The sequence below is a fragment of the Nocardia spumae genome (genome assembly GCF_020733635.1).
Lineage (GTDB): Bacteria > Actinomycetota > Actinomycetes > Mycobacteriales > Mycobacteriaceae > Nocardia > Nocardia spumae.
Window position 1 is genome coordinate 334,586 of record NZ_JAJFZL010000001.1, and the last position, 24,996, is coordinate 359,581.

General features: G+C 66.7%; 23 protein-coding genes. 10 read left to right on the forward strand and 13 right to left on the reverse strand.

Annotated elements, in window-relative coordinates; genetic code table 11:
* The first annotated feature begins 107 nt into the window (after nucleotides 1–107).
* Nucleotides 108–569, forward strand: a complete 462-nt coding sequence (locus tag LKD76_RS01480) for a hypothetical protein (protein WP_227979105.1) — start codon at nucleotides 108–110, stop codon at nucleotides 567–569.
* A gap of 57 nt (nucleotides 570–626) precedes the next feature.
* Here the strand turns inward: LKD76_RS01480 and LKD76_RS01485 are convergent, their stop codons facing one another.
* On the reverse strand, nucleotides 627–2,369 hold the full coding sequence (locus LKD76_RS01485; protein ID WP_227979106.1) for a cutinase family protein: 1,743 nt from the start codon (nucleotides 2,367–2,369) through the stop codon (nucleotides 627–629).
* 211 nt (nucleotides 2,370–2,580) lie between these two features.
* Between LKD76_RS01485 and LKD76_RS01490 the strand changes: the two genes are divergently transcribed.
* The gene (locus LKD76_RS01490; RefSeq protein ID WP_227979107.1) at nucleotides 2,581–3,168 is read left to right on the forward strand and encodes a helix-turn-helix domain-containing protein; all 588 of its coding nucleotides are present in this window, start codon (nucleotides 2,581–2,583) and stop codon (nucleotides 3,166–3,168) included.
* A 47-nt stretch (nucleotides 3,169–3,215) separates the two neighbouring features.
* Here LKD76_RS01490 and LKD76_RS01495 read toward each other — a convergent pair whose 3' ends face one another.
* Both LKD76_RS01495 and LKD76_RS01500 read right to left on the reverse strand, forming a co-directional pair.
* Complete coding sequence (locus tag LKD76_RS01495) at nucleotides 3,216–4,151, reverse strand: helix-turn-helix domain-containing protein (protein WP_227979108.1); 936 nt, start codon at nucleotides 4,149–4,151, stop codon at nucleotides 3,216–3,218.
* A gap of 114 nt (nucleotides 4,152–4,265) precedes the next feature.
* The gene (locus tag LKD76_RS01500) at nucleotides 4,266–5,471 is read right to left on the reverse strand and encodes a cytochrome P450 family protein (protein ID WP_227979109.1); all 1,206 of its coding nucleotides are present in this window, start codon (nucleotides 5,469–5,471) and stop codon (nucleotides 4,266–4,268) included.
* Between the two features lie 303 nt (nucleotides 5,472–5,774).
* Between LKD76_RS01500 and LKD76_RS01505 the strand changes: the two genes are divergently transcribed.
* A complete protein-coding gene (locus LKD76_RS01505) occupies nucleotides 5,775–6,764 on the forward strand; it encodes an ornithine cyclodeaminase family protein (RefSeq protein ID WP_227979110.1) in 990 nt (329 codons plus the stop codon).
* 24 nt (nucleotides 6,765–6,788) lie between these two features.
* Here the strand turns inward: LKD76_RS01505 and dnaB are convergent, their stop codons facing one another.
* The 5 genes from dnaB to rpsF form a co-directional block, all read right to left on the reverse strand.
* Entirely contained in the window at nucleotides 6,789–8,606 is a 1,818-nt protein-coding gene (gene dnaB, locus LKD76_RS01510; RefSeq protein ID WP_227979111.1) for a replicative DNA helicase, read from the reverse strand.
* 739 nt (nucleotides 8,607–9,345) lie between these two features.
* A complete protein-coding gene (gene rplI / locus LKD76_RS01515) occupies nucleotides 9,346–9,801 on the reverse strand; it encodes a 50S ribosomal protein L9 (protein WP_227979112.1) in 456 nt (151 codons plus the stop codon).
* Between the two features lie 16 nt (nucleotides 9,802–9,817).
* Nucleotides 9,818–10,090 carry a 30S ribosomal protein S18 gene (rpsR, locus tag LKD76_RS01520; protein WP_227979113.1) on the reverse strand — a complete coding sequence of 91 codons (273 nt, stop codon included), beginning with the start codon at nucleotides 10,088–10,090 and terminating at the stop codon, nucleotides 9,818–9,820.
* 58 nt (nucleotides 10,091–10,148) lie between these two features.
* Nucleotides 10,149–10,703, reverse strand: coding sequence for a single-stranded DNA-binding protein (locus LKD76_RS01525; RefSeq protein WP_227979114.1), 555 nt, complete (start codon nucleotides 10,701–10,703; stop codon nucleotides 10,149–10,151).
* Nucleotides 10,704–10,813: 110 nt separating this feature from the next.
* Nucleotides 10,814–11,104, reverse strand: a complete 291-nt coding sequence (gene rpsF / locus LKD76_RS01530) for a 30S ribosomal protein S6 (RefSeq protein WP_227979115.1) — start codon at nucleotides 11,102–11,104, stop codon at nucleotides 10,814–10,816.
* A 259-nt stretch (nucleotides 11,105–11,363) separates the two neighbouring features.
* Here rpsF and LKD76_RS01535 point away from each other — a divergent pair, with 259 nt between their 5' ends.
* Complete coding sequence (locus tag LKD76_RS01535) at nucleotides 11,364–12,737, forward strand: glycosyltransferase family protein (protein WP_227979116.1); 1,374 nt, start codon at nucleotides 11,364–11,366, stop codon at nucleotides 12,735–12,737.
* A gap of 16 nt (nucleotides 12,738–12,753) precedes the next feature.
* On the opposite strand, the gene LKD76_RS01540 is transcribed toward LKD76_RS01535, so the two are convergent.
* The gene (locus LKD76_RS01540) at nucleotides 12,754–13,293 is read right to left on the reverse strand and encodes a CGNR zinc finger domain-containing protein (protein ID WP_227979117.1); all 540 of its coding nucleotides are present in this window, start codon (nucleotides 13,291–13,293) and stop codon (nucleotides 12,754–12,756) included.
* Nucleotides 13,294–13,377: 84 nt separating this feature from the next.
* Between LKD76_RS01540 and LKD76_RS01545 the strand changes: the two genes are divergently transcribed.
* Complete coding sequence (locus tag LKD76_RS01545; protein ID WP_227979118.1) at nucleotides 13,378–14,328, forward strand: DMT family transporter; 951 nt, start codon at nucleotides 13,378–13,380, stop codon at nucleotides 14,326–14,328.
* A gap of 58 nt (nucleotides 14,329–14,386) precedes the next feature.
* On the opposite strand, the gene LKD76_RS01550 is transcribed toward LKD76_RS01545, so the two are convergent.
* The 4 genes from LKD76_RS01550 to LKD76_RS01565 form a co-directional block, all read right to left on the reverse strand.
* Nucleotides 14,387–15,139, reverse strand: coding sequence for an isocitrate lyase/PEP mutase family protein (locus LKD76_RS01550; RefSeq protein WP_227979119.1), 753 nt, complete (start codon nucleotides 15,137–15,139; stop codon nucleotides 14,387–14,389).
* A gap of 74 nt (nucleotides 15,140–15,213) precedes the next feature.
* Entirely contained in the window at nucleotides 15,214–16,890 is a 1,677-nt protein-coding gene (locus tag LKD76_RS01555) for a glycosyltransferase family 87 protein (protein WP_227985047.1), read from the reverse strand.
* Between the two features lie 29 nt (nucleotides 16,891–16,919).
* Nucleotides 16,920–19,562 (reverse strand): transglycosylase domain-containing protein, encoded by a 2,643-nt coding sequence (locus tag LKD76_RS01560; RefSeq protein ID WP_227979120.1) that lies wholly within the window; start codon nucleotides 19,560–19,562, stop codon nucleotides 16,920–16,922.
* 383 nt (nucleotides 19,563–19,945) lie between these two features.
* Nucleotides 19,946–20,356, reverse strand: coding sequence for a DUF5318 domain-containing protein (locus LKD76_RS01565; protein ID WP_168441222.1), 411 nt, complete (start codon nucleotides 20,354–20,356; stop codon nucleotides 19,946–19,948).
* A gap of 145 nt (nucleotides 20,357–20,501) precedes the next feature.
* Between LKD76_RS01565 and LKD76_RS01570 the strand changes: the two genes are divergently transcribed.
* From LKD76_RS01570 to LKD76_RS01590, 5 genes are all read left to right on the forward strand, one after another.
* Nucleotides 20,502–21,059 (forward strand): PadR family transcriptional regulator, encoded by a 558-nt coding sequence (locus tag LKD76_RS01570; protein WP_227979121.1) that lies wholly within the window; start codon nucleotides 20,502–20,504, stop codon nucleotides 21,057–21,059.
* Nucleotides 21,052–22,143, forward strand: a complete 1,092-nt coding sequence (locus tag LKD76_RS01575) for an inositol-3-phosphate synthase (RefSeq protein WP_227979122.1) — start codon at nucleotides 21,052–21,054, stop codon at nucleotides 22,141–22,143. The genes LKD76_RS01570 and LKD76_RS01575 overlap by 8 nt, the downstream gene beginning before the upstream one ends.
* 167 nt (nucleotides 22,144–22,310) lie before the next feature.
* Complete coding sequence (locus tag LKD76_RS01580) at nucleotides 22,311–22,580, forward strand: hypothetical protein (RefSeq protein ID WP_227979123.1); 270 nt, start codon at nucleotides 22,311–22,313, stop codon at nucleotides 22,578–22,580.
* A gap of 104 nt (nucleotides 22,581–22,684) precedes the next feature.
* A complete protein-coding gene (locus LKD76_RS01585) occupies nucleotides 22,685–24,319 on the forward strand; it encodes an adenylate/guanylate cyclase domain-containing protein (RefSeq protein ID WP_227979124.1) in 1,635 nt (544 codons plus the stop codon).
* Nucleotides 24,316–24,984 carry a Crp/Fnr family transcriptional regulator gene (locus tag LKD76_RS01590; protein WP_227979125.1) on the forward strand — a complete coding sequence of 223 codons (669 nt, stop codon included), beginning with the start codon at nucleotides 24,316–24,318 and terminating at the stop codon, nucleotides 24,982–24,984. The genes LKD76_RS01585 and LKD76_RS01590 overlap by 4 nt, the downstream gene beginning before the upstream one ends.
* Nucleotides 24,985–24,996 lie beyond the last annotated feature (12 nt).

The following is a 24,996-nucleotide window of genomic DNA, read 5'->3' on the forward strand; positions in this document are numbered from 1 at the left end:
CGGCGGTTGTCCGGGTGTCGTCGCTGTCGGTCGGCGATGATCGGAAGGATCGTCCGATCACGGCGAACCGGGGCGCGAGCCGCCGTTCGCCCGACGAGGGGAGAATCGTGCGCGCTATCAACATCTTCGGGCTGCTGGCGGCAGCCGCGCTGACCACGGTACCGATCACGGCCACCGCACCCGCGGCCACGGCCGCACCGGCCGGGCAGTCCTGGGATACGATCTTCACCACGTCCAGATCCGGATTGTGTGTCGGCCGAATCGATCCCAGCGTCGGGTACGGCGGGCTGCCCGGCGGCGCGGCGCTGCTCAACTTCCAGGCCACCCTCTGGGGTGTCGGCGACTGCCGGGTGACCATCACCGCCGACTGGACCAATACCGACAACGGGCGCAGCGGTTCGGTCAGCCAGGAGATCACCGGCCCCGGCTACCACCACTACGGGGCCGAGCCCCGGTTCTACCCGGGGCCCGGCCACATCGCGGTCACCTTCACCATGGACGCCGCCGCGATTCCGGCACCGGGGCACGGGGAGTGGATCATGCCCCGGTTGCCGGGCGACGGAAGCTGAGCCGACTCGCCGAAGCCGTTGCCCCGCTGATGGATCGAGCCCCGCCGGTGGATCGAGCTACTTCGCCGCGGCGACCGGCTCCGGTGTGGTGGTGGTCGGCGCGGTCGTCGTCGGATGCGTGACGGTCGGCTGCGGCTGGTGCTGCCGCTCCGGCTCCGTGGTCGGCGCCGGCGCCGCGACCTGAGTGCGGGCCGGAGGCTCCGCCGGTGCGACAGTGGTGGTCGGTGCGGCGGGGGTCGTGGTCTCACTCCGAGCGGTGGTCGTCGGCGCCGGATCCGTCGTCGTGGGGGCCGGGCTCGTCGTGCTGGTCGCCTTCGAATCCGTGGTCGCTGTCGAATCCGTGGTCGCCGCGGGATCTTTCGTCGCCGTCGGTGCCTTGGTCGGCGTCGTGGTCGGCGCGGCCTGGGTCTCGGCCACCGTCTTGTAGGCGGCGGCCACATCGGCATCGGTCGGCTGAGCCTTGGTATCCACCGGCTGACCGGCCTGCGCCTGCTGCGCCAGGTGGGTCAGCCAGGCGGCCGCGTACTCCGCCGAGGTCAGCGGCTTACCGTCGGCGGCGTTGGAATCACGCCAGTAGTCGAAGTGATGGCCGGTGCCGTTCGGGCCCAGGGTCAGCTGGTACGGGTCGCTCATGATCACCGGAATGGTGTTCTGGTTGGTCACGATCAGGCCGATCAGCTCGTTGAGCACCTTCTGCGGAAGGTACGCCAGCGGAGCCATCTGGTTGGTCGAAATAGACTGCGCCGGAGCTGGATTCGGCGGCGTCTGCCCCGGCTTGTAGGCAGGGTCCGAGACTCGCAGCAACACCTGCAGGAAGGTCTCGTCGCTGGCCATCCAGTTCGGCTGAGTGGCGATGTAGGAGAAGGCGTTCATCGCGATCTGTCCGAGTACGACGGCCACGTCCTGGCCGGTCGCCGGGGTCAGGCCCTCGTTCTGCAGTGCGTCGACATTCAGCTGTCGGCCGACGTTGGCTGCCAGCTGGAGCAGCGAAATATTCTGCGGCGCGGCGCAGGTCAGATCTCCCTCGGAGCAGAAGGAGGCGATCTTGCCGTTCAGCGCACCGAAGTCACCGGCCTGATCCGGCAGTGCGCCCTGACCCGAGATCGGGGTCTTGCCGTTCTGATAGTTCTGATCGAATCCATCGGGGTGGCCGTAGGGATTCTGGGCGCCCGGGAACGGGCCCTCACCGGCGGTGCGGCCCGCATCGGCCAGAATCACCACGCCCAGTACGTTTTTCGGATCGACGACATCGTATTTGCCGTCGGCTCCGGGCTCGTCATGGCCGATGCCCATCGCCACCCGGCGCGCGACATCGGCGCCCTCGCTGTATCCGACGATCGAGAACTTGGTGTCCGGGCACGCCTGGGCGATGTCGTGCATCACCTGCTCGGCGTTGGAGACACCGGTGTTCACCGCGTCCTCGTAGGAGTTCATATTCGCCGGATAGGCGACGTACACCGCGGCGTAGGAGCCCGGATCGACCTTGTCGGCGGGCGCGTTCACCACCGGATCGACCCAGTGGCTGTTGTAATCGCCCGACAGCGCCGCGGGCAGCGGATTGCCGTTCGCGTCGAGCAACATGGCGGTGCTCTTCGGGTCCGGACTGTCGTTGCGCCCGGCCACCGAGATGGTCACCATGTCGTGGCACTCGGTGACCGACGAGGTGAGCCGGGTATCCCTGCTCTCCGGTGTCGCCATCAGGCCCCAGGAGGCCGCCACGATCGCGGCCACCCCCAAAGCCGCTGGTGCGGCCGCCGCCGAGGCGATGCGGTGCCGCGAAATGAACTCGCGAAGAGCCATGTCCTGATCCCCATTTCCGATCCGACAAGAAGACGGACAGGCCCCCCGACGGGCCGTGTTGTTTGTCACCGACAGTGTCGTGAACCGGCCCCAGAGTGTTACCAGCCGGAAGAACCCCGTGACCGGAAACACGACGAGGCGCCACTTCCGCCCATGCTTGACGATCCGGCAAATTCTGTTGCCACTCCGGGAAAGGGACCGGCACCGTGACATGGTGAGTGATGAGTTCGAGGCCGTGTTGGCCGATATCGGGCCCCGGCTGCGTGAGCTGCGCGGTCGTCGCGGGCGGACGCTGACCGCCCTGTCCACCGCGACGGGCATTCCGGTCAGCACGCTGTCGCGGCTGGAATCGGGACAGCGCAAGCCCGGGCTGGAACAGTTGCTGGCGCTGGCCAAGGCCCACCGGATTCCACTGGACGAACTCGTCGGCGCCCCCGCCAGCGGCGACCCCCGGGTATATCCGCGCCCCTTCGACCGCGACGGCATGACCGTCATCCCGCTCACCCGCAATCCCGGCGGATTACAGGTCTTCCGCCAGATCCTCCCGGCCTGCGGTGATCACCGCGATCCGGCGCCTCGCTCCCACCAGGGCTACCACTGGCTCTACGTCCTCACCGGCCGGCTGCGAGTGGTGCTCGGCGACCGCGACCTCGTACTGAGCACGGGGGAGGTCGCCGAATTCGACACCCACCTCCCACACTGGTTCGGCAACGCCGACGATCGCCCGGTGGAGTTCCTGAGCATCCTGGGCCCGCAGGGCGAGCGCTTCCACCTGCGAGCTCGCTACCGCCCCAATTGAATTCGTGCGCCTGCCGCGCGCGATCGATTCCTCGGCGACGTCTCGCGTCAGGAGCGGTGCGACTCCGCGGAGGAGGTTCCGGACCGGCGGCGCTGAAAATCCCTGGGTGTCTCGCCGTATTCGGCTTTGAACGCGGTGGAGAACCCCGTGCTCGTGAAGCCGCAGCGTGCAGCCACTTCCGCGATGGACCGGGGTTCCGGACGGGCCAGCAGATCGCGTGCGGCGCGCAATGATTCGGTACGACGCAGCTCCCGATAGGTAGTACCGGACTGGTGCAGTACGGATCGGAGTTGCCGGGGAGACCACCCGAGCTCACGAGCCACCGCGGGCAGCCGCACATCACCGGACCCGATGTGCTCTCGTACGAACTTCCTTATGGCCTCGACGGTTTCGGCCAGATGGTCGGGCTGTGGCCCGATGTCGTCGACGAGCATGAGACACAGCAGTTCGGTGATTCGATCGCATACGGCATCGAATTGCGGCGTCGTCAGATTCGACTGTCCGGCGAGGGTGGTGGCGAGCATGCCCTGCACGACCCGGCCCAGACCCGATGACATATCGAGCACCGTATGCGCGCCGGGGGCGGGCAGCAGATGCTCGATGTACCTGCGGGGCACGCGCAGCCCGTAAGTCGTCGAACCGGGTTGCAGTATCCGGCATGCCACGTCCAGCTCGAGGAGGAACCCGTGATGCGGCGGTACCCGGGTGAGCCGGTCCTGCTGTCGGATCACGTATTCGCCCTGCATCGGGAACGCGATCCAGCACACGTCGGTCGGACTGTTTCGGATGTGGGAGCGGCCGCGGTGCATCAGATGATCACCGCTCTGCTGCGCATACATCAGGGTGTAGCCCGAGGACTGCTGAACCGTGATCCGGGCCCGCCAGTTGTCCGGATCACGGTAGCGATGATCCGCCGTCAAGAGATGGTCCGTGACCTCGCTCCACTCCGCTGCGCTTGCGACGGTCAGCTGGGAGAACCGCATGGTGATTGTTCTGTCGGTCTGGTGCTCATCTCTGCGTATCCGCTCGACTGTGGGCCACGGAATATCGTGGGCCCCCGATATTCTCACAGCTCCCCGCCCGGGATTCGGGCCGGATCAGTCGCGGGATCCGAGCTCCACCGGCACGCAGAGGGGTCCGTTGGTCATGAACTGTGGCGCGTACGGCACCGCCGCCGGATCACATGCCAGGCGCATCTCCGGGAACCGGCCGAACAGGGTGGCCAGCGCGATCCGGGATTCCAGCCGGGCCAGATGCGCGCCGAGGCAGAAGTGCGGACCGCGGCCGAATCCGAGCTGATCGATGTCATCGCGATCGATATCGAAGACATCGGCATTCGAATACTTCCGTGGATCACGTCCAGCCCCCGCGAACCAGCCCACGATCGCACCCGCGGGGATATCGACACCGGCGATCCGGACATCCTGCAAGGCATACCGGTTGAACATGGCGCAAGCCGCGTTCCGGTAGCGCAATGTCTCCTCGACGACGTCGGCCCAGCGATCCCCATCCTTGGCCGCCGCGAGCTGATCGGGATAGGTGTAGAGGGCCACCACCGCATTACCAAGCAGGTGCATCGTGGTCTCGTGTCCGGCCACGATGATGATCCACAGCATTTCGACCAGTTCGGCATCGGTGATTCCGTGCTCGGGCTGGGTCTGCACCAGGTCCGAGGTGAGGTCGTCATCGGGTGCGCTGTGTTTGTCCGCGACCAGCCCGGTCAGGTAGCCGACCATCTCCTGCATGGCGGCCCGGGTCTGCTCACCGGTGCTGGTGTGCGAGATCAGCGTGGCGGTCCAGCCGCGGAACTTCCCCCGGTCGGCGGCCGGTACGCCGAAAAGTTCGCAGATCACCCCAACGGGCAGTGGCATGGTGAAGTGCTCGACGAGATCGACTTCCGGCTGGTCGGCGAATCTGTCGATGAGATCGTCGGTCAGCTGCTGGATACGTGGTTCGAGTTGGGCGACCCGGGCGGGGGTGAAGGCGCGGGCGATGGCCCGGCGCATCCGCATGTGCTCGGCGCCGTCTTTGTTGAGCAGGTGATCGGCGTCGGTCAGGACTCGGAGCGGCCAGTCGGCGGGGACGGTGCCGTCCTGCATCGCCGGGCAGTTCTTCGCGCTATGGCTGAATAGAGTGCCATCACCGGCGAGGATCTCACCGACCGCCTGGTGGCTGACCGCCATCCAGGCCTGAATTCCACCTGGCAGTTCGTAGGGCACTATGGGCCCGGTCCGGATCATGCGGTCGAAAGTGTCGATAACTGGTTCTCCAGCGGTGGGCAGCTGGATGAGTGACTCGGTCATGCTGGACTCCGTGCTGTGATCGGCCTGAAGAACGCGTGCGATCGACGCGTGCTCGAAGAGTGTGATCCAGGTGGCAGTAGCGCATCGACTCGAGCGGGATTCTCTGCCCCGCAGCGAAATATGTCGGTGCGAGATCGAAGAACAGGACGCGACGCCGGGGCCGATCACTTTCGGCACATCCCCCCGGCCGGCGGCGATCATCGAGATCCGGTACCGCGGAGAGGACTCGCGAAGAGTTGCCGGCCGGGGTGGTCATGTGATCCACGCCTGGTTTATGTCCCCCCTCCGGATTACCTTGACCGCATGTTGGTTCTGGGGCGCGCGGATGTCGAATCGGCACTGGATGCGGACACGTTGATCGATGCGATGGGCCCAGCGATGGCCGATCTGAGCGCGGATCGGGTGTCCGCGCCGAACCGGACGGCGACTGTCGTAGCTGCGGGTGAAACCTTCACCGGATTGCTCGACATGCCGGCCTATGTCCCCTCCTCCGGAGCCCTGACCAGCAAGTTGGTGAGCGTCTTCCCAGGTAACACCGGAACCGAACACCCAGTCCGGCAAGCGATCGTCGTGGTGTTCGATCCCCGGACCGGTACTCCGGCGGCGGTCCTGGACGGCACCTCGCTCACCGCAGCCCGGACCGCCGCGTGCTCGGCCTTGTCGGCCCGGTTACTGGCACGCGCGGATTCGGAGATTCTTGCGATCCTGGGTACCGGTGTACAGGCCCGCGCCCACGCCCGCTTCGTATCCCGGGTGCGGCCGTTCCGGCAGGTTCGCGTGGCGGGCAGCGATCGCGATCGGACCGCTGCCGCGGCGGCGGCGCTGGCCGCCGAACTCGACGTCGAGGTGGCGGCGGCACCCTTCTACCAGGAGGCGCTCGACGGCGCGGATGTCGTCTGTGGCGCCACTTTCGCCGCAGAACCGGCGATCCGCCGGGCCTGGCTGGCGCCGGGCACCCATGTGACCTCTGTCGGCTACCACCCCAGCGGCCGCGAAGTGGACGACGAGACGATCGCCGAGGCCCTGTTGTTCGTCGAATCCCGCGACGCCGCACTGCAAGCGATCCCACCCAACCGGGATCTGGCCGAACCTCTCCAGCGCGGCCTCATCTCCGCCGCCGATATCCGCGCCGAACTGGGCGAACTGGTGGCGGGCACGGCTGTCGGCCGCACCGACGATCGGCAGCTCACCCTCTACAAATCCGTCGGTGTGGCGGTTCAGGACGCCGCCGCGGCGGCGCTGGTACTCAGCGTCGCCCAGGAACGCGGGCTCGGTGTCCACGCGCCCATGTGAGTGCCACCCGAAGGTCGGCGGAGTTCAGCCGCGCGCCATATCCACGAAACGGCTCAAATGCAGCTGGTGCGCAACGGTAATCGTGGCGGTGGGTCCATTGCGGTGTTTACCGAGAATAAGATCGGCTTCGCCGCCGCGCGGATCGTCACGTTCGAAGGCATCGGGCCGGTGCAGCAGGATAACCATGTCCGCATCCTGTTCGAGCGAGCCCGACTCGCGCAGGTCGGACACCATGGGGCGCTTATCGGTTCGCTGTTCCGGACCACGGTTCAGCTGACTGATCGCGACCACCGGCACTTCCAATTCCTTGGCCAGCAGCTTCAGGCTTCGGGAGAATTCCGAGACTTCCTGCTGCCGGGATTCGACCTTCTTGCCGGAGGTCATCAGCTGCAGATAGTCGACGATCACGAGCCGCAGGTCATGGCGCTGTTTGAGGCGACGTGCCTTGGCCCGGATCTCCATCATGGTCAGGTTCGGTGAATCGTCCACGAACAGCGGAGCTTCACTGATCTCGCTCATCCGCCGCGCGAGTTTCGTCCAGTCGTCGTCGCTCATCCGCCCGGCGCGCATATCGCCGAGTTTGATCTTCGCCTCGGCCGACAGCAGACGCATCACGATCTCGGTCCGGCTCATCTCCAGCGAGAAGATGACGCTGGCCAGACCATGCTTGATCGAGCAACTCCGCATGAAATCCATACCGAGAGTGGAGTTGTGGGTAGGAATCATGGAGCGACCGGCGAGGTAGAGATGGTCGGCGTTGTCGACCTCGACGCACCGCACCGGAACCGTATCGACTTTGCGGACGTCGACGATCTGGCGTTCCGGCCGTCCCGGGGTCGCCGGGATCCGGTGATCGAGCTGGCCGGCCATATCGCGCAGGGTGGATTCGATCTCGAGGGTGGTTCGGACCCTGGGCCGCGTCGCGCCCGATCGAGCCATCGTCAGCCACTGATGTTCGGCATCGGCGACAAGTACCGCCCCGTCCGAGAACTCGACCTCGTAGCACGGGCGTTCGGTCATCGTCTCCGTTGCCGCGAGTACCCGAGTGGACTGCCCGTGCGCGTCGAGCAACTCGTCGCCGACAGCGACCGCACCCATCGTCGTCCAGCCCGAAGGCGTCGGCAGCGGGGTGTCCAGGGCCAATGCCTTACCCACACCGGGACGCGCCGCGACGATGATCATCTGGCCCGGGTGCAGGCCGTTGGTGACCTCGTCGAGTTCGGTGAAACCGGTTGGCACGCCGAGGGAGATGCCGCCGCGGCTGGCGATGGAGTCGATCTCGTCCATCGTGGGCTGGAGGAGTTCCTCCAGGGGCATGAAGTCTTCGCTGGAGCGGCGCTCGGTGACCTCGTAGATCTCGGCCTGGGCGCGGTCCACCACCTCGGCGACGTCCTGGCCGTCGGCGCCGGCGTAGCCGAATTGGACGATGCGGGTTCCGGCCTCGACCAGGCGGCGCAGAATCGCCTTCTCCGCAACGATTTCGGCGTAGAACGAGGCGTTGGCGGCGGTGGGGACGGTTTGGGTCAGGGTGACCAGGTAGGGGGCGCCGCCGATGCGTTTGAGTTCACCGCGCCGGTCCAGGGTGGCGGCGACGGTGACGGGGTCGGCCGGTTCGCCGCGGCCGTAGAGATCGAGGACGGCGTCGTAGACGGCCTGGTGGGCCGGACGGTAGAAATCGCCGGGCCGGATGACCTCGACCACGTCGGCGATGGCGTCCTTGCTGAGCAGCATGCCGCCGAGTACCGACTGTTCGGCCGCCATATCGTGCGGGGGTTGCCGGCCGAAATCCTCACCCGGCTGGTCGTTGTAGTCCGAGTGCCCGCGATCGTCGACGACTGCCACTCGAACCGACCGTCCTCTCTCATCGCACCGGCCCCATCATGCGCACCCGGTTCGACCTTATTGATGACTTGTTGTACGCCCGGGCACCGACACGTTGGGACATGTCACACCGGACGTCACCGGGTCTGCAGCTAACGATGTCGGAGCGTCGTAATCACGGCGCTACCGGCGCGCGGTCACGGTGCGGACATGAACCTAAGGGACCGAACTGGGGATCGCCAAACCGCCCTGTGGAAACAGCTGTGGATAAACTGGGTACAGTTCACCTGCTGTTGTGTAGGCCCTGTGCATCACCTGGGGACAACTAGGTATGCGAGAAGGCTATAACCAGGTAGACACGCCTTTTTCCAGTTACCCACATGTGGATTGAAATGGTGTCGGCGTGTCCCGGAACGTGAACAGCCGGGCGTGTTGGGTAAACACTGCTCTCGCGCGATATGACACAGATCACATAAGCGTCGGTCGGTTTTTCGAGTTGTCCACAAATCCCCAGAGAGCTGGGTAGAAAACGCGCGGATACCTTCGGCGGCGGGAACGCACAGTCGCCGTCGCGCTGGAGCAAATCTCTCGCAACTCTATCTGGCCGACTTCGATTTGTGTCCGGAACGCGACAAGACCCGTGAACACATCCCCCGACCGGCCGACACGCGCGCAGGCGAAGACCATCCCCGCGGACGAACCGTGGGGATGGTCTTCGACGAGCTGTCGTCCGCTGCCCGCGAGGGCGACGGGCGGAGGATCACTCCGCGGCAGCAACCTGCAGATCGAACTTGGCAACCACGTCGGGGTGCAGGTGCACCGAGACGGTGTGCTTGCCGGTGCTCTTGATGTGCGACTTCGGCAGCTCGATGCTGCGCTTGTCCAGCACCGGGCCACCGGCGGTCTTCACCGCACCGGCGACATCGGCGGCGGTGACCGAGCCGAACAGCTTGCCGGTGCCGGCGGTCTTCACCGACAGCGATACCGACTCGAGGCCCTCGATAGCGGCCTTGAGCTCCTGGGCGTGGCCCAGGTCGCGCACACGGCGGGCGTCCTGCGCCCGGCGAATGCCCTCGACCTGCTTCTGGGCGCCACGGGTGGCGACGATCGCCAGGCCGCGGGGCAGCAGGTAGTTGCGGCCGTAGCCGTCCTTGACCTCCACGGTGTCGCCGGGCGCACCGAGGTTGTCCACATCAGCAGTCAGAATCAGCTTCATTGTCTGCCTCCCGTTCTCAGCGAGCCGTGGACACGTAGGGCAGCAGCGCGACCTCGCGAGAGTTCTTCACCGCGACGGCGACGTCGCGCTGGTGCTGCACGCAGTTTCCGGTGACACGGCGGGCGCGGATCTTGCCGCGGTCGCTGACGAACTTGCGCAGCAACGCCGTGTCCTTGTAGTCGATGACGGCGCCGGTGCCCGAGCCGTCCTTCTTCGCCTTCTTGTCGTCCTTGCAGAACGCGCAAGCCTTCTTCTTCAGCACCTTTTCGCGTGCCGGTGCTTTGGCCATGGGTCTTCACTCCGTTTGCCTGGGAGCCGCATTCGCGGGCCCCGATATGTAAGCCGTCTCAGAACGGCGGTTCGTCGTCCATCTGGCCGCCCCCGAAGGAGCCGGCCGCGGGAGCGCTGCCCCACGGATCGTCGCCTGCGGAACCCTGTCCGCCGCGACCGCCACCGTTGGAGCCGCCGAAGCCCCCACCACTGCCGCCGGAATTGCCGCCACCGCTGTTGAAACCACCACCACCGCCGCCGCCACCGCGCGAGGTCTTGTTGACCTTCGCGGTCGCGTAGCGCAGGGAGGGACCGACCTCGTCGACCTCGAGTTCGACGACTGTGCGCTTCTCACCCTCGCGGGTTTCGTAGGAGCGCTGCTTGAGTCGTCCGCTCACGATGACGCGAGCGCCTCGGGTCAGGCTCTCGGCGACATTCTCCGCGGCCTCACGCCAAATGTTGCAGCGCAGGAACAGTGCCTCGCCGTCTTTCCATTCGTTGGCGTTGCGGTCGAACACCCGGGGAGTCGATGCGACGGTGAAGTTGGCCACCGCCGCGCCCGCGGGCGTGAATCGAAGTTCCGGATCTGCCGTCAGATTGCCGATGACGGTGATTACGGTGTCGCCTGCCATGGTTCCTCCTGGTCTTCGGTGCGATCAGCTGTGCACTCGCCTGTTGCGCTAGAGCCTAGAGTCAGGCAACGACAAGTGCGGCTTTCCGGCAGAGCTTCTCGCCAGGGGGATTACTTCTTGTCCTGTCGCAGCACCTTGGTGCGCAGCACGGACTCGTTCAGGCCCAGCTGACGATCGAGCTCGCTGACCGTATCCGGCTCCGCGGTCAGATCGACGACGGCGTAGATGCCCTCGGCGCGCTTCTCGATTTCGTAGGCCAGCCGGCGGCGGCCCCAGAGGTCTACCTTGTCGATCTTGCCGCCCTGCTGCGAGACCACACTGAGCATCTTGTCCAAGTTCGGACCGACAGTGCGCTCGTCCAGGTTCGGATCGAGGATGACCATCACTTCGTAATGACGCACGGGAACCCATCACCTCCTGTGGACTGGAAACGGCCACGGACTTTCCGTGGCAGGAGGGGTCGTTGCGTCAGCAACCCGACAAGGCTACATGAGCCGCTACCGGGCGCTCGCGGCCGGGTACCGGGTGCGAAATGGGTCTCCATCCCGATGATTACCGGCGTTCGTCCGATGGGCACCCTATCGTTGTGAACATGTCGAACCGACCCGCCGATCGTGTCGACCGCGGCGGTGGCGAGGACGTGACTGCGGGGGTGGCCACGTGGCCACAGCGGTAGCACGGACGCGTGGGGCCGGCCGGGCCGCGGCGGTCGCCGCGTTGCTGGCCTGCGCGGTCACGCTGATATTCGCCTATCTGAACAAGGCTCGCTGCGCGGGCGCTCCGTTCGACGAGGACGGCCGCAGCCTGGTGTTCGACCGCGTCAAGGACGCCGAGGTCTGCTATTCCGATATCCAGTTCCTGTGGCTGGGGCGCGGTATCGACGAACACCTCTTTCCGTATATCAGCGGTGGCATCACACCGGACGGCACGCTCACCGGCGGGGCGGTGGAATATCCGGTGCTCAGCGGGCTGCTGATGTGGCTCGGCGCCGCCGGAGCGAACGACGACGCCGCATTCCTGCTGCATTCGGCCCTGTTGCTGGCGCCGTTCGCGCTGCTCACAGCGTGGATGCTGGGCCGGATGTCGGGTGCGGTGGCGCTGCTCTGGTCGGTGGGGCCCCCGCTGGTGCTGTACGCGTTCCACAACTGGGAACTTCCGGTGGTCTGCACGGCGGTCGGCGCGGTCTACGTGGTCACGGTGCTGACCCGATATTCGTTGCGCACCAGGGGAATCATGGCGGCGATTCTGCTCGGCATCGGCTTCTGCCTGAAGCTCTATCCGGGGATCTTCGTACTGCCGCTGCTGCTCTACGTCCTTCTCGGCGAGCCGGATTTCGACGGCGAATCACATGCGGATGTCCCGCGCCGGGGGTACGACCCGCTGGGTGCGCTGGCGGCCGCCGGTGCGGCCCTGGCGACGGTGGTCGCGATCAATCTGCCCTTCGCGCTGCTCGGTTACGACGGCTGGCGGGCCTCGTTCACCTTCCAGCAGATGCGGCAGGCGGATATCACCACCAATTCGATCTGGTACTGGGGATTGCGGCCGATGTTCGCGGCGGGTGACGGCGGTGAGGCGTCGTTCCAGGAGGTCGTCTCCGCCGCGTCGCCGATACTGGTGGTCGCGTCGTTCGTCCTCGCGATGTGGTTGGGGTGGAAGCGTTTTCCGGCTCTGAGTTCCTACCCCTGGGTGGGTGTGAGCGGGGCGATGCTGTGTGGATTCCTCCTGTTCCACAAGGTGCACTCGCCGCAGTACACACTGTGGGTCCTGCCGTTCTTCGTCCTGCTCGAGGTGCCGTGGTCGGCCATCGGCGCGTATCTGCTGGCCGATCTGGCGCTCGGAATCGGGGTGTTCCGGTACTTCTACGCACTGGGCAGCGGGACGGCGGCGGATCTGGACGAGAAGCTGGTGCAGATCGGGGTCTGGGGCCGGGCGATTCTGCTGGTGTTCTTCTTCTTCGCATTCGTCCGTGCCCGGCCGCGCGGATATCGGCCGATGGTGTCGCCGCCGGCGCGGGTGCTGGTTCCGGCCCGGTGACTCCGAGGCGCCGCGATCATCGCTCGCCGTGCCGAGCGCGGAAGGTCGCGCTCTTGGCCCGGTTGCCGCACAGCGTCATATCGCACCAGCGTCGCGATCCCGCGCGGGAGGTATCGAGGTAGAGGCGAGTGCAGGCGTCGCGGCCGCACTGTTTGATCCGGTCGCGGTCGGACCCGCCCAGGAGTTCGACGGCAGTGGCCGCGATGCGTGCGAGCGCGTGATCGCAGTCGCCGCGGCGATCCACCCCACCGTCGGCGCGCAGGGCGATCACCGGTTGCGGGCCATCGGCGACTCGGTTGATCAGCTCACGATCGGCCTCGTGCCACGCCTGTCCCCGGACCGTGCCCACGGCCAGGCGGTACACGGCCTCGCGCAGATCGACCGCGCGGGCCAGGTCTCGCGCCCCGCATTCCGGCGCGCGGTCCAGTAGTTCGGCGGCGACCAGCCATTCGCCGAGCGCCGCCGGAGTGGTGAGCAGGTCGACGAAGCCGGCGTCGCGTTCCTGGACGGTGCCGGCGAAATCCAGGGCCCGGTTGCCGCTGACGAAGGTGAACACGAATCCATAGTAACCGCCTTGACAGGTTATTAGACCGGATGTCACCGTAATAACCGTCTGAGGTGGTTAGTCTGTGGAGGGATCGTGCGGAACCGATTGATGGAGACGGCCGCCCCCGTGGCCTTCGTCGTGATGTGGAGCAGTGCGTTCATCGCCGGGATCATCGGTGTCGGCGCGGCGCCCCCGATGGTGGTGCTGTTCGCGCGCTACGTGCTCGCCGGACTGGTGCTGACCCTGTATGCCGTACTCGCACAGGCGAAATGGCCGCGCGGCCGCGAACTGGCCCACGTGGCCGTCGCCGGATTGCTCATGCAGATGGTGCAGTTCGGGGCCTTTTACACCGCTATGGCCGACCATGTGTCCGCGGCGGTGATCTCCCTGGTACAGGGGCTCAATCCGGTGGTGATCGCGCTGTTCGCGGGCAGCGTCCTCGGGGAGAAGGTCACCGTGCGGCAATGGATCGGATTCGGGATCGGCGGGCTCGGTGTGGGATTGGCCGTGGTCGACCGATCCCACTTCTCGGTCGCCGGACTGCTGCTGTGCGTACTCGGCCTGCTGGGGCTGAGTCTCGGGACCGTCTACCAGAAGCGATTCGTGCCGCAGGTCGACGCCCGCACCAATACCGCGACGCACGTTCTGGTCAGTGCCCCGGTGGCCGGGGTGTTCATGCTCGCCGAGGGCGGTACGCGCATCGCCGACCCGCTGCGCTTCGCCGGATCGCTGGTGTGGATGGTGGCCATCAACGCCGTCGCGTGTTTCCTGCTGCTGAACGCGTTGCTGCGCCGGTGGGATGCCACCAGGGTGGGCCGGCTGTTCTTCGCCACCCCGGCGGTCACCGCGATCATGGCGTGGGTGTTCATCGCGCAACCGTTGCGGCCGTTGACGATTGCCGGATTGGGAGTGGGTGTCGCCGGCATGGTGCTGGCCTCGCGACGGACGGAGGCCGGCGCGCGGAGACGAGACCACAGGGCCGATGACCGCCTCGTGCGCAATCCGTTCGCTCGCTCATCTCGGGCTTCTCGGATCGCGGTGTGACGGGCATCGGCGGGTTCCATTGTCACAGAGCCGAACCGGGACGCCGACGGCGGGCGGATCAATGCCAGCGCTGCAGCAGCCGATTCGCCTCCGTGGCCAGGGCACGCTGCAGGAACGGGCCGAAACTGACCCGGGCGACGCCCAATTCGGCGAACCAGGCGCGATCGCCCTGATCGGGGATTCCGATCGCGTTGACCGGCAGCGGAAGTTCACTGCACAGCCGGCGCAGGATCTCCGGATCCCGCTGTCCCACCGGATACAGCACATCGGCGCCCGCTTCGGCGGCCAAGCGCATCCGTTCGAGTACCCGCTCGACGCGATCGGGCGTGTTCTGGTCCTCGCGCAGGAACAGATCGGTGCGGGCATTGACGACCACGTGGACCCCCGCCGCGTCGGCGGCCTGCCGCAGACCCGCCACGAAATCGGCATGCTCCTGCGGTTCGCGCAAACGCCCGCCCTCACTGTGCACCGAATCCTCGATATTCAGCCCGATCGCGCCGGCCTCGAGCAGTCCCTCGATCAGGCGGTCCGGCTTCAAGCCGTAGCCGGATTCGATATCGACCGAGACGGGGACGTCGACGGCGGCGGTGATCTCGCGGACACGGGCCATCGCCTCGGGGTAGGTCATACCCTCCTGATCGGATTTGCCCAGCGAATCGGCCAGTGGATGGCTGCCGACGGTGACCGCCGCGAACCCGGCCTCCTGCACCAGATTCGCCGACCACGCGTCCCAGACGGTCGGCAGGATCGCCGGATCGCCGGGGCGGTGGAGCCCGAGAAAGGTGGTGGCTTGCCCACTCAAAGAGGTCATGGATCGATCCTCACCCATCACCGCGGCCCGCGCCAGTGAGAACCGGCGTGGCCCGCGCCGTGAGAACCGGAGGTTTACGCGGTTTGCCGTACCCGCGGCCGCAGCGTGGGAGGTAACCACGCCGCCGCCGGATCCTGAGCGCGGTCCAGTACCCCTCCCACCGGATCGTCCACGCCGTCGGCGCGCACCGGATCCAGGGCCGGCCGATAGATCTGACGGACCACCAGCGCGCACAGGCCCAGCACCGCCAGATCGCGCAGCAGTACCGCGCTGGTGAACCACTGCTCGGGCACGCCCTTGTCGTCGGTGCCCAGGTAGTAGTACATGCGCGGGAACCACACCAGCGCGTCGATCGCCATCCACGACAGCAGGATTCGCCGATGCGGCAGCGCCAGCACGGCCAGCGGCACCAGCCACAGCGAATACTGCGGACTCCAGACCTTGTTGGTCAGCAGGAAGGCCGCGACCACCAGGAAGGCCAGCTGAGCCAGCCGGGGGCGGCGGGCGGCGGTCAGGGCGATATAGCCGATCACCGCGCAGGCGGATACGAAGAGCAGCAGCGACACCGTATTCAACGCGGTCGGGGTCTCGGTGGCGCCCAGCCTGCCGTCGAAACCCTGCCAGCCGGTGAACGAGGTGATCACGTTGTAGAGCGAATCCGGATCGGCGTGGCGTTCGCTGTTCAGGCGGAAGAATTCCCACCAGCCGTCCGTGAACGGCACGGCGATCGGCAGATTCACCGCCAGCCAGGCCAGCGCCGCGGACGACACCGTCACCAGGGCCGCGCGCAGCGGGCTGATCCGAGCGCCGGCGAGGTAGTCGCGCACCGCGCCGACGACATCGTTGCCGTTGCGTCGTAGGTGCTCTCGTAGCCCGGGCAGCCGGTCACGGTTGTCGGCCCGCAGGCACAGCACGATGATCGGGCCGAGCAACAGCAGCGGATAGAGCTTGGCGGCACCGCCCAGGCCCAGCAGGACTCCGGCGAGTACGGGTCGGCGGCGCGCCCAGGCCAGCAGCCCGGTGGCCGCGAAAGCCGTTGCCAGCGCGTCGAAATTGGTGAAGATGTGCACCAGCACCAGCGGGGACAGCGCCACCAGGGCGGCGTCCCAGATGCGGCGACCCGCCAGCATCGCCGAGGCCCAGACCGTCACCAGCCAGGCCAGCGCCAGACCCACCGCGACGACATCGAAATACACCACCACCGACAGTGCCTTCGGCAGCGGCAGCGCCATCCAGACATTGGCGACCTCCATCGCCAGGTACTGGTAGAGACCCGACAGCACGGGATATTCCATGTAGCGGGTCTGCAGTTTGCCGTCGGCGCCGGTTTCGACCCACTTCTTCTTGTACGGGAACGCGCCCTCGTCCAGATGCTCGGCGCCGTAGAGCGGCACGGTATCCGAGTAGCACATGGCCACGTACTGGCGGCCGTTGTTCCAGTCCAGAGTCAGATGGCCCTCGGAGGTAGTCGTCTGCTGGATACAGCCGGCCTTGCCCGCCCAGCCGAGTGCGAGGAACACCACCGCGAAGGCCAACAGGATGCGCAGCGGTGTCCAGAACCGGGAACGGCCGATCAGGGCGTGGTCGCCCACCGGACCGCCGATGGCGGTGCTCAATTGAGCGGTCATCGAATCGGTGCGACTGGGCTTGTCCCGGCGCCCGTCCGATCTCGGATCCGCCGCCAGTGGTGCCGCGGAGACGAAACCGGTGGCGGTATCGACGCCGTCGTTGCCGAACGTCGATGCCGCCACCGGCTGTTGCTCACTCACGCCACCCGAGGCTACCGGTGTTGGTTGGAGTAGCCCTCGCCTGTCCCGTCGGTATTGGTGTTGCCGTTCGCGCCCGGTCGCTGGGAGCGTGAATTGCCACTGGTATCACCGGATTCCGCGGTGGACGGCGACGACCCGTCGGCCGGCGCCACCGGTTGCCCCGGCATCGGGCCGGAATCCTGGGCCTGCGGCTGATTCTGCGGCTGTTGTCCGCGCGGGTTCGGCTGGAGTCCCGGCACCGGAATGGTGATACCCGGCAGGATCTCGACCTGGGACGGCTTCACCACCACCGGCGGCTGGTACTCCTGTGTGGTGCTCGGGGCGGTGTAGGGCGCCGAGAAGGACGGCACACCGGCCTGGCCGCCGATCGCGGCGGGCTTCGGGAAGGTCTCCTTCGGCGTGCCCTCCAGCGCGCCGTCCATGGTGTCCTTCCAGATATCGGACGGCAGACCCGAGCCGTACATGATCGCTCCACCGGATGTCTTCAGCGCGACACCGTCCGCCGTACCCACCCAGACCGCGGTGGACAGCGACGGCGTGAAGCCGATCATCCACGCGTCCTTGTTCTGGCCGGTATCGCCGAGCTGCGTCGTACCGGTCTTGGAGCCGGACAGGCGCCCACCGGCCAGCCCGTGATTGCGCGAGGAGGCCGCGATCGGCTGCATGGCGGAGGTGAGGTTGTCGGCGACAGCCGACGAGATGCGCTGTTCACCGGCCACCTGGCCGCGATCGAGAAGCACCTGACCATCGGCGGTGACGACCTTGTCCACGAAATGCGGTTTGTGGTACATCCCCGATGCGGCGATGGTGCCGTAGGCGGAGGCCATATCCAGCGGGCGGACCTGGTACTGACCCAGGATGATGCCGTTGTTGGGGCCCGAGCCGTCGGGTTCGGTCAGGGTCTGGCCCACACCCGGAATCGAGTCGGGGATACCCATCTTGTGCGCCATGGCCGCGATCTTCGCCGGGCCGTTCGGCATATCGAGTTCCATGCGGTAGAAGCTGGTGTTCAGCGAGCGCTTCAGGGCCTCGGCGATGGTGCAGGTGCCGCAGGTCTCACCCTCGGCGTTGGTGATCTTGATGCCGTTGACGGTGAGATCCGAACTGTCGTACATGGTCGACAGCGGCTTGCCGAGCTCGAGGTTCTCGGCCAGGCCGAACACCTTGAATGTCGAACCGGACTGGAGACCGGCGTTGGCGTAGTCCCAGCCCTGGCCGTCGTCACCGCCGTAATAGGCCCGCACCGCACCGGTTTTCGGATCGACCGAGACGACCGCCGTGCGAACCTCGTCGCGCTCGCCCTGCATGTTCTTGTGCACCGAATCGACGGCGGCCTGCTGTGCCTTCTGGTCGATCGTCGTGGTGATCTGCAGACCCTCTTTGTTGATCTGCGTATCGCTGATGCCGGCGTCGGCCAGTTCCTGCATCACCTGACGCTTGATCAGGCCGTTGGAGCCGGGCTCCTGGGGACTGGAGTCGTCCTTGTTCGAACTCGACGGCTGCACCTTCGGATACACCATCTTGGTGCGATCGGCGGCGGGCAGATTGCCGCTGGCCACCATGCCGTCGAGCACGTAGTTCCAGCGCGCTTCGGCGCCCTTCGGATTGTTCTCCGGGTCCAGGCCGTACGGCTGCTGAATGGTCGCCGCCAGCATGGCGCCCTCTTCGACGGTCAGATCTTCGACCTTCTTGTCGAAGTAGGCGTGGGCGGCGGCATCGATACCGAAGGTGCCGCGACCGAACGGGATGGTGTTCAGATACGCGGTGAGGATGTCGTTCTTGCTCCACTGCCGCGCCATCTTGGCCGAGATCACCAGCTCGCGCATCTTGCGGCTGAGCGAATGCTGATTACCGACCATGGAGTTCTTGACGTACTGCTGGGTGATCGTCGAACCACCACCGGCGCTTTCCTTGCCCAGTACGTTGTCGCGTGCGGCACGGACGAAACCGGAGATCGAGAAGCCGGGGTTGCTGTAGAAGTCCCGGTCCTCGGCCGCGATGACGGCGTTGCGCACCTGCGGCGGGATCTGATCGATCGTGACGTCGGTCCGGTTCCCCTGCGGCGGAACGATTTTGCTGATGACCGAGGTGCCGTCGGACGCCAGAATTGTCGCGACCTGATTGGTTTTGAGATCGCCCGGTTGGGGTACGGAGACGGTCGTGTACGCGATCAGGAAGACCGCGCTGGGCACCACGATGGCCAGTGCGACCAGGACATAGATCACCCGGCGCACGATGCGCCACGGCGATTTCTTCTTGGCCTTCGGACCTTTGCCGCCCGGACCGTTTCCGCCGCCACCGCCGTTGCCCTTGCGGGGCGGTGGTCCCGACGGGGGAGTGCCCCCGACCGCGCGGCGGCTGCCCGTGCCCGGACCCGACCCCGGACGGGAGCCGGCGGGTCCGGAGCGGTTGGCCGCGCCGGAACGCGGGGTTCGCTGCGCCATGGCCTCACCGAGGGTGCCGGCCCCGATCTTCTGAGTGGCCTGGGATTTCTGCGTACTCTCACCGGGTTTGGCGATCTTCTGCGTGGACTGCGCGCCACCCGGACCGCCCGGTGCAGCGGGGCGGCGGGGACCACCTGCCGGATTCGGCTGTCCGCCGCGGACCGTGGGCTGTCCGCCGGTGCGCGGCGGGCCACCGGCCGGACCGCGCATCGGGGGTTTTCGATCACCCGGCGGCGGCCCCGGACGCCGGGGCGGTCCGCCCGCGGGATTGGGCGGCTGACCGCCGGGCGCCTGCGGCGGTTGCCCGCCGCGCGGTCCCGGGCCACCGACCGGCCCCGAGGGCGGTGCCTGGCGACGCGGCGGTAGCGGACGGGCACCGGGCGGATTCCCACCTGCCGGACGTGGTGGATAACCACCGGGTCCGGATTGCGGGCCGCGCGGAGGCCGACCGCCGTTCGGTCCATCGTCGTAAGGCGAAGTCACAGCCTGGATCTCCATAACTCGATACGGTCCGGATAGCTCTGCTGTGCGGGCGCGCCCGGCCGACTGCCGCCGGCCTGGGAACCGCTCCGCATCTCAGTCGAGTGTGCCTGTCATTCGGCCGCGGTCCGGCGGGCGCCGCTACGGCGACGCCGCGGTGCCGGGGTGTGCCCCAGCACATAGGACTGCACCAGATGGTTCCAACTACAGGTCCGGCACACCTCGACCACGTGCACCGAGAACTCTTCGCGAGTCTCGGCCAGCCGCACCAGTTCCTCGGGGGTTCTAGCGGAACCCGCGACCGGCCCCAGACCGTCGCCGTAGACCCACGATACGAGCGTGAGCTGTTCTCTTCGGCAGATCGGACATGTGACCTCGCTCCCCCGCCCGTGGAATTTCGCCGCCCGCAGGAGATACGGATTCGCATCACATACTTCGGCGACGTCCACACGGCCCGCATAGACATCGGCCAGCAGCGACCTGCGCCGGAGCGCATAGTCGACCACCTGCCGCTGAATTCGCACGAACCCAGAGTACTTGCGTCGGCGGCGGCACGGCATGCCACGGAGAGAAGGAGCACGTTCCTTTCCGTTCACTATATCGGTCCGATATAGTTGGCAATCGCATCCATCGGTTAGGTCTGTTCAATACAGTCAGGAGGTGAGGCCCGTGCTCGAACTAGCGATTCTCGGGCTGCTCCTGGAGTCACCCATGCACGGCTACGAGCTGCGCAAACGGTTGACGGGCCTGTTGGGACCGTTCCGGGCTTTCTCCTACGGGTCGCTGTACCCGACGCTGCGGCGCATGCAGACCGACGGTCTGATCGCCGAGGAGAGTCCGGCCGGCGCGGTCACCCGCCGGGCCCGCCGGGTCTACCAACTGACCGAGACCGGTCGGGAGCGGTTCAGTGAACTGCTCGCCGATACCGGCCCGCAGAACTACACCGATGACGGCTTCGGCGTTCATCTCGCCTTCTTCAGCCGCACCCCCGCAGAAGCGCGGATGCGGATTCTCGAGGGCAGAAGGCGGCAGGTCGAGGAGCGCCGAGAAGGACTGCGGGAGGCGATAAAACGTGCCAGCGGAACGCTGGATCGCTACACCCGCCAGCTCCATCAACTCGGTCTCGAATCAAGCGAGCGCGAAGTGCGCTGGCTCAACGAGTTGATTGCAGCGGAGCAATCAATGAAGGCGGCACCACAGAAAGAGGGAAATGTCGGCCATGAGTGATGTCAATCCGGCTGCTGAGATTCGCGTTGCCATCGTCGGTGTGGGTAACTGCGCCTCCTCGCTGGTCCAGGGCGTGCAGTACTACAAGGACGCAGACGAGAACTCGACCGTCCCCGGTCTGATGCACGTCAAATTCGGGCAGTACCACGTGCGCGATGTGAAGTTCGTCGCGGCGTTCGACGTCGATGCCAAGAAGGTCGGCTTCGACCTGTCCGATGCGATCTTCGCCAGCGAGAACAACACCATCAAGATCTCCGATGTGCCGCCGACCGGCGTCACCGTGCAGCGGGGCCCGACCCTCGACGGCATCGGCAAGTACTACGCGCAGACCATCGAGCTCTCCGAGGCCGACCCGGTCGACGTGGTGCAGACGCTGAAGGACGCACAGGTCGATGTGCTGGTTTCGTACCTGCCTGTCGGTTCGGAAGACGCCGACAAGTTCTATGCGCAGTGTGCCATCGACGCCAACGTCGCATTCGTGAACGCGCTGCCTGTCTTCATCGCCTCCGACCCGGCCTGGGCGCAGAAGTTCGTCGACGCCGGCGTGCCGATCGTCGGTGACGACATCAAGAGTCAGGTCGGCGCGACCATCACCCACCGCGTGATGGCCAAGCTGTTCGAGGACCGCGGCGTCCAGCTCGACCGCACCATGCAGCTCAACGTGGGCGGCAACATGGACTTCAAGAACATGCTCGAGCGGGAGCGTTTGGAGTCCAAGAAGATCTCCAAGACGCAGGCCGTCACCAGCAACCTGAAGAAGGAACTGGGCGCCAACGATGTGCACATCGGCCCGTCCGACCACGTCGGCTGGCTCGACGACCGCAAGTGGGCCTACGTCCGCCTCGAAGGCCGCGCGTTCGGTGACGTGCCGCTGAACCTGGAGTACAAGCTCGAGGTGTGGGACTCGCCGAACTCGGCCGGCATCATCATCGACGCCGTGCGGGCGGCCAAGATCGCCAAGGACCGCGGCATCGGCGGACCCGTCATCCCGGCCTCGGCCTACCTGATGAAGTCCCCGCCGAAGCAGCTCGCCGACGACATCGCGCGCACTCAGCTGGAAGCGTTCATCATCGGTAGTGAGTAGTCTCCGACATTCGACGCGCCCCCGGGTATCCGGGGGCGCGTCGTCGTTTCGGCGTTGTGTAGCGGCGTTTACACAGTGAGCGTCGCCGGGATGGCGGTGCTTCCGGTCGCGGGACGGCAGGATGTGTTTCACGTTGCCGAACAGGCCGAAACATTTTGGAGTACAACATGATCAGCAAGATTCGCCGGATCGCCACCGTCGCCGCGGCCACCGCGGTCCTCGCCGGAGCGGGAGCCGGAATCGCCTCGGCCACACCGGAAACCCACGTGCCGGCGCGCACCGGCTGGGAATGGCTGTGCGTCTTCGACCGGGGCTTCGACTGGCACTACTACAACTTCTGTGACCGCGACTACTGGCACGGTCGCCACCACGACGACTGGAACCGCTTCCACCGCGACCACTGGAACTACGACTACAACTGGTTCCCCCACCGCTGAGCCGGTATGACGATGCGTGCCCCTGGGAAGCCCGAGAAGCTCCCAGGGGCATTTTCGTGTATGCAAGGGGGCGCGAATATCGGCGGTAGGTAGGTGGTGCGACAGTGTTCGAGCTGAGAGCGCTGACCTGGGCGACGGCGATGTCGCTGCCCGCCCTGGGACTGTGGTTGCTCATCGCCAACCCGATGCTCGACGCTCATTACGAACATCATGTGGGGCACTTCTGGCTGGTGTTGTCCGCGGCGGTGCTCGCGACAATCCTGGGCGTCATCCTGTTTCGCGCCGCCCGGGCTCGCCGCGACGTCCGGTTGATCCTGGTCTCGCTGGCCTTCCAGTTCTCCGCCGGATTCCTCGCACTACACGCGATCGCCACCCCCGGGGTGATCCTGAACTCGCCCAATGCCGGATTCGTGTACGCGGTTCCGATCGGGTTGACCCTGGGTGGAATCGCCGCGTTGGCATCGGCCGTCGAATACCGGCCCGCGGCGGCCGCTCGACTGAACCGGCTGAGCTGGTTGCTGTCCGCGCTACCCGCGCTGAGTTTCGCGGTGTGGTCGGCGATCTCGCTGACCCGCCTGCCTCCGTTGAACGGAACCCCGAGTCCGACCGAATCCTCCGGCCCGCTGGTGGGTATCGCGTCGGTGGGCGCGCTGTGTTATCTCGGCGCGGCCATCGCGTACGCGTGGCAGTTCATCCGTCGCCGCGCGTTGTTGCCGCTCATGGTCTGCAGCACCTTCGTGCTGTTGATCGAGGCGCTGCTCGCGGTCGGGTTCGGGCGCAGCTGGCGGACCTCCTGGTGGGAGTGGCACCTGCTGATGGGGGTGGCGTTCGCGCTCATCGCCCTGAGCAGTCATCTGCAGTTCCGCCGGGAGGGCTCGGCGCTGGGCCTGTTCGACAGCGTCACCTTGCGTCAGACCATGGCCTCGCTCGAACGTGACTACGCGCGCGCCCTCACCGAGATGGTCGGAGTACTGCGAGATCGGGCCGCCAGTGGGGTCCCCGAGCAGGAACCCCTCGGATCGGTGGGTGTGCAGCTGTCCCGCCGATTCGGGCTCACCGAACGGCAATTCGCTGTCCTGGAACAGAATGCCCGCCTGTACGGGCAGCTCGATGACCTCTTCCGGTCGTACATGTCCCCGGCGGTGGCGACCGAATTGCTTGCCGATCCGGCCCAGGCCGACCTGGGCGGGCGGATCGCGGAAGTCAGCGTACTCATGGCCGATCTGTCCGGATTCACGCCGTTCGCGGAGAGCACCGATCCCGCGCTCGTCGTACAGATGCTCAATACCTATTACGGCGCCATCGTGCCGGTCATCCTCGGGGAGGGCGGGACGGTGGTGCAATTCGTGGGCGATGCGGTCATGGCGGTGTTCAACGCCCCCAATCCGCAGCCCGCCCATGCGCTGCACGCGGCCCGGGCGGGACTGGGCCTGCAGCAGGCTGTGGCGTGCATCGCCGCGGGCCGGCCGGACTGGCCGCGCTTCCGGGTGGGTGTCAACTCCGGTCCCGCCCTGGTCGGCAATGTCGGCGCGGCGCAGATGCGCAACTACACCGCCATCGGGGATACGACCAATCTGGCGGCGCGCTTGGAGGGGGTGGCCGAGCCCGGCACCGTGGTCATCGGATCCTCGACGTATGCGCAGCTCGGCCAGGGGGCGCAGGTGCGTGTGCTGAGCGGGATCACCGTCAAGGGCCGGCGTGAACCGGTCACCTGCTACGTCCTCGAGGGGCTGCGATGACCACCGAATTCGCGTTGCTGCGCGGGCTCGAGGACGCCGAGCGCCGGCAACTACTCGCCTCCTGCACGCCTCGGCGGTTCAAACGCCGCGAAATCCTGTGTCACGAAGGCGATCCCGGCGACACACTGCATTTGATCAAATCCGGGCTGCTGCTGATCCGGGTGGCCACCCCGCTCGGCTACACCGCCACGCTGACCGTCATCGGGCCGGGTGACGCGTTCGGTGAGCTGGCGCTGCTGAGCCCCGATGCCAAACGCACCGCCACGGTGGAGGCCGCGGAGAACGCGGAAACCCTGAGTCTGAGCCGCGCACAGCTGACCGCGCTGCGCGCTACCCATCCCGATATCGAGCGGATGCTCACCCGGACCCTGGTCGAGCAGGTTCGCCGACTGTCCGGGATGGTGCTGGAGGCGCTGTATCTGCCCGTCGAGGCGCGGGTGGTGCGGCGGCTGGTCAACCTCGCCCGGATCTACGGCGGCGGCGCGCCGATCGCCGAAATCCGGCTCACCCAGGACGACCTGGCCTCCATGGCCGGGACCACCCGGGTCACGGCGAACAAGATCCTGCGAGAGCTGGAGCAGCGCCACATCGTCGAGCTGCGGCGCGGGCGCATCGTCGTCACCGATCGCGCCGCGCTCGTCGCCGCCGCGCGTTCGTATCACTGACGGACGACCGCG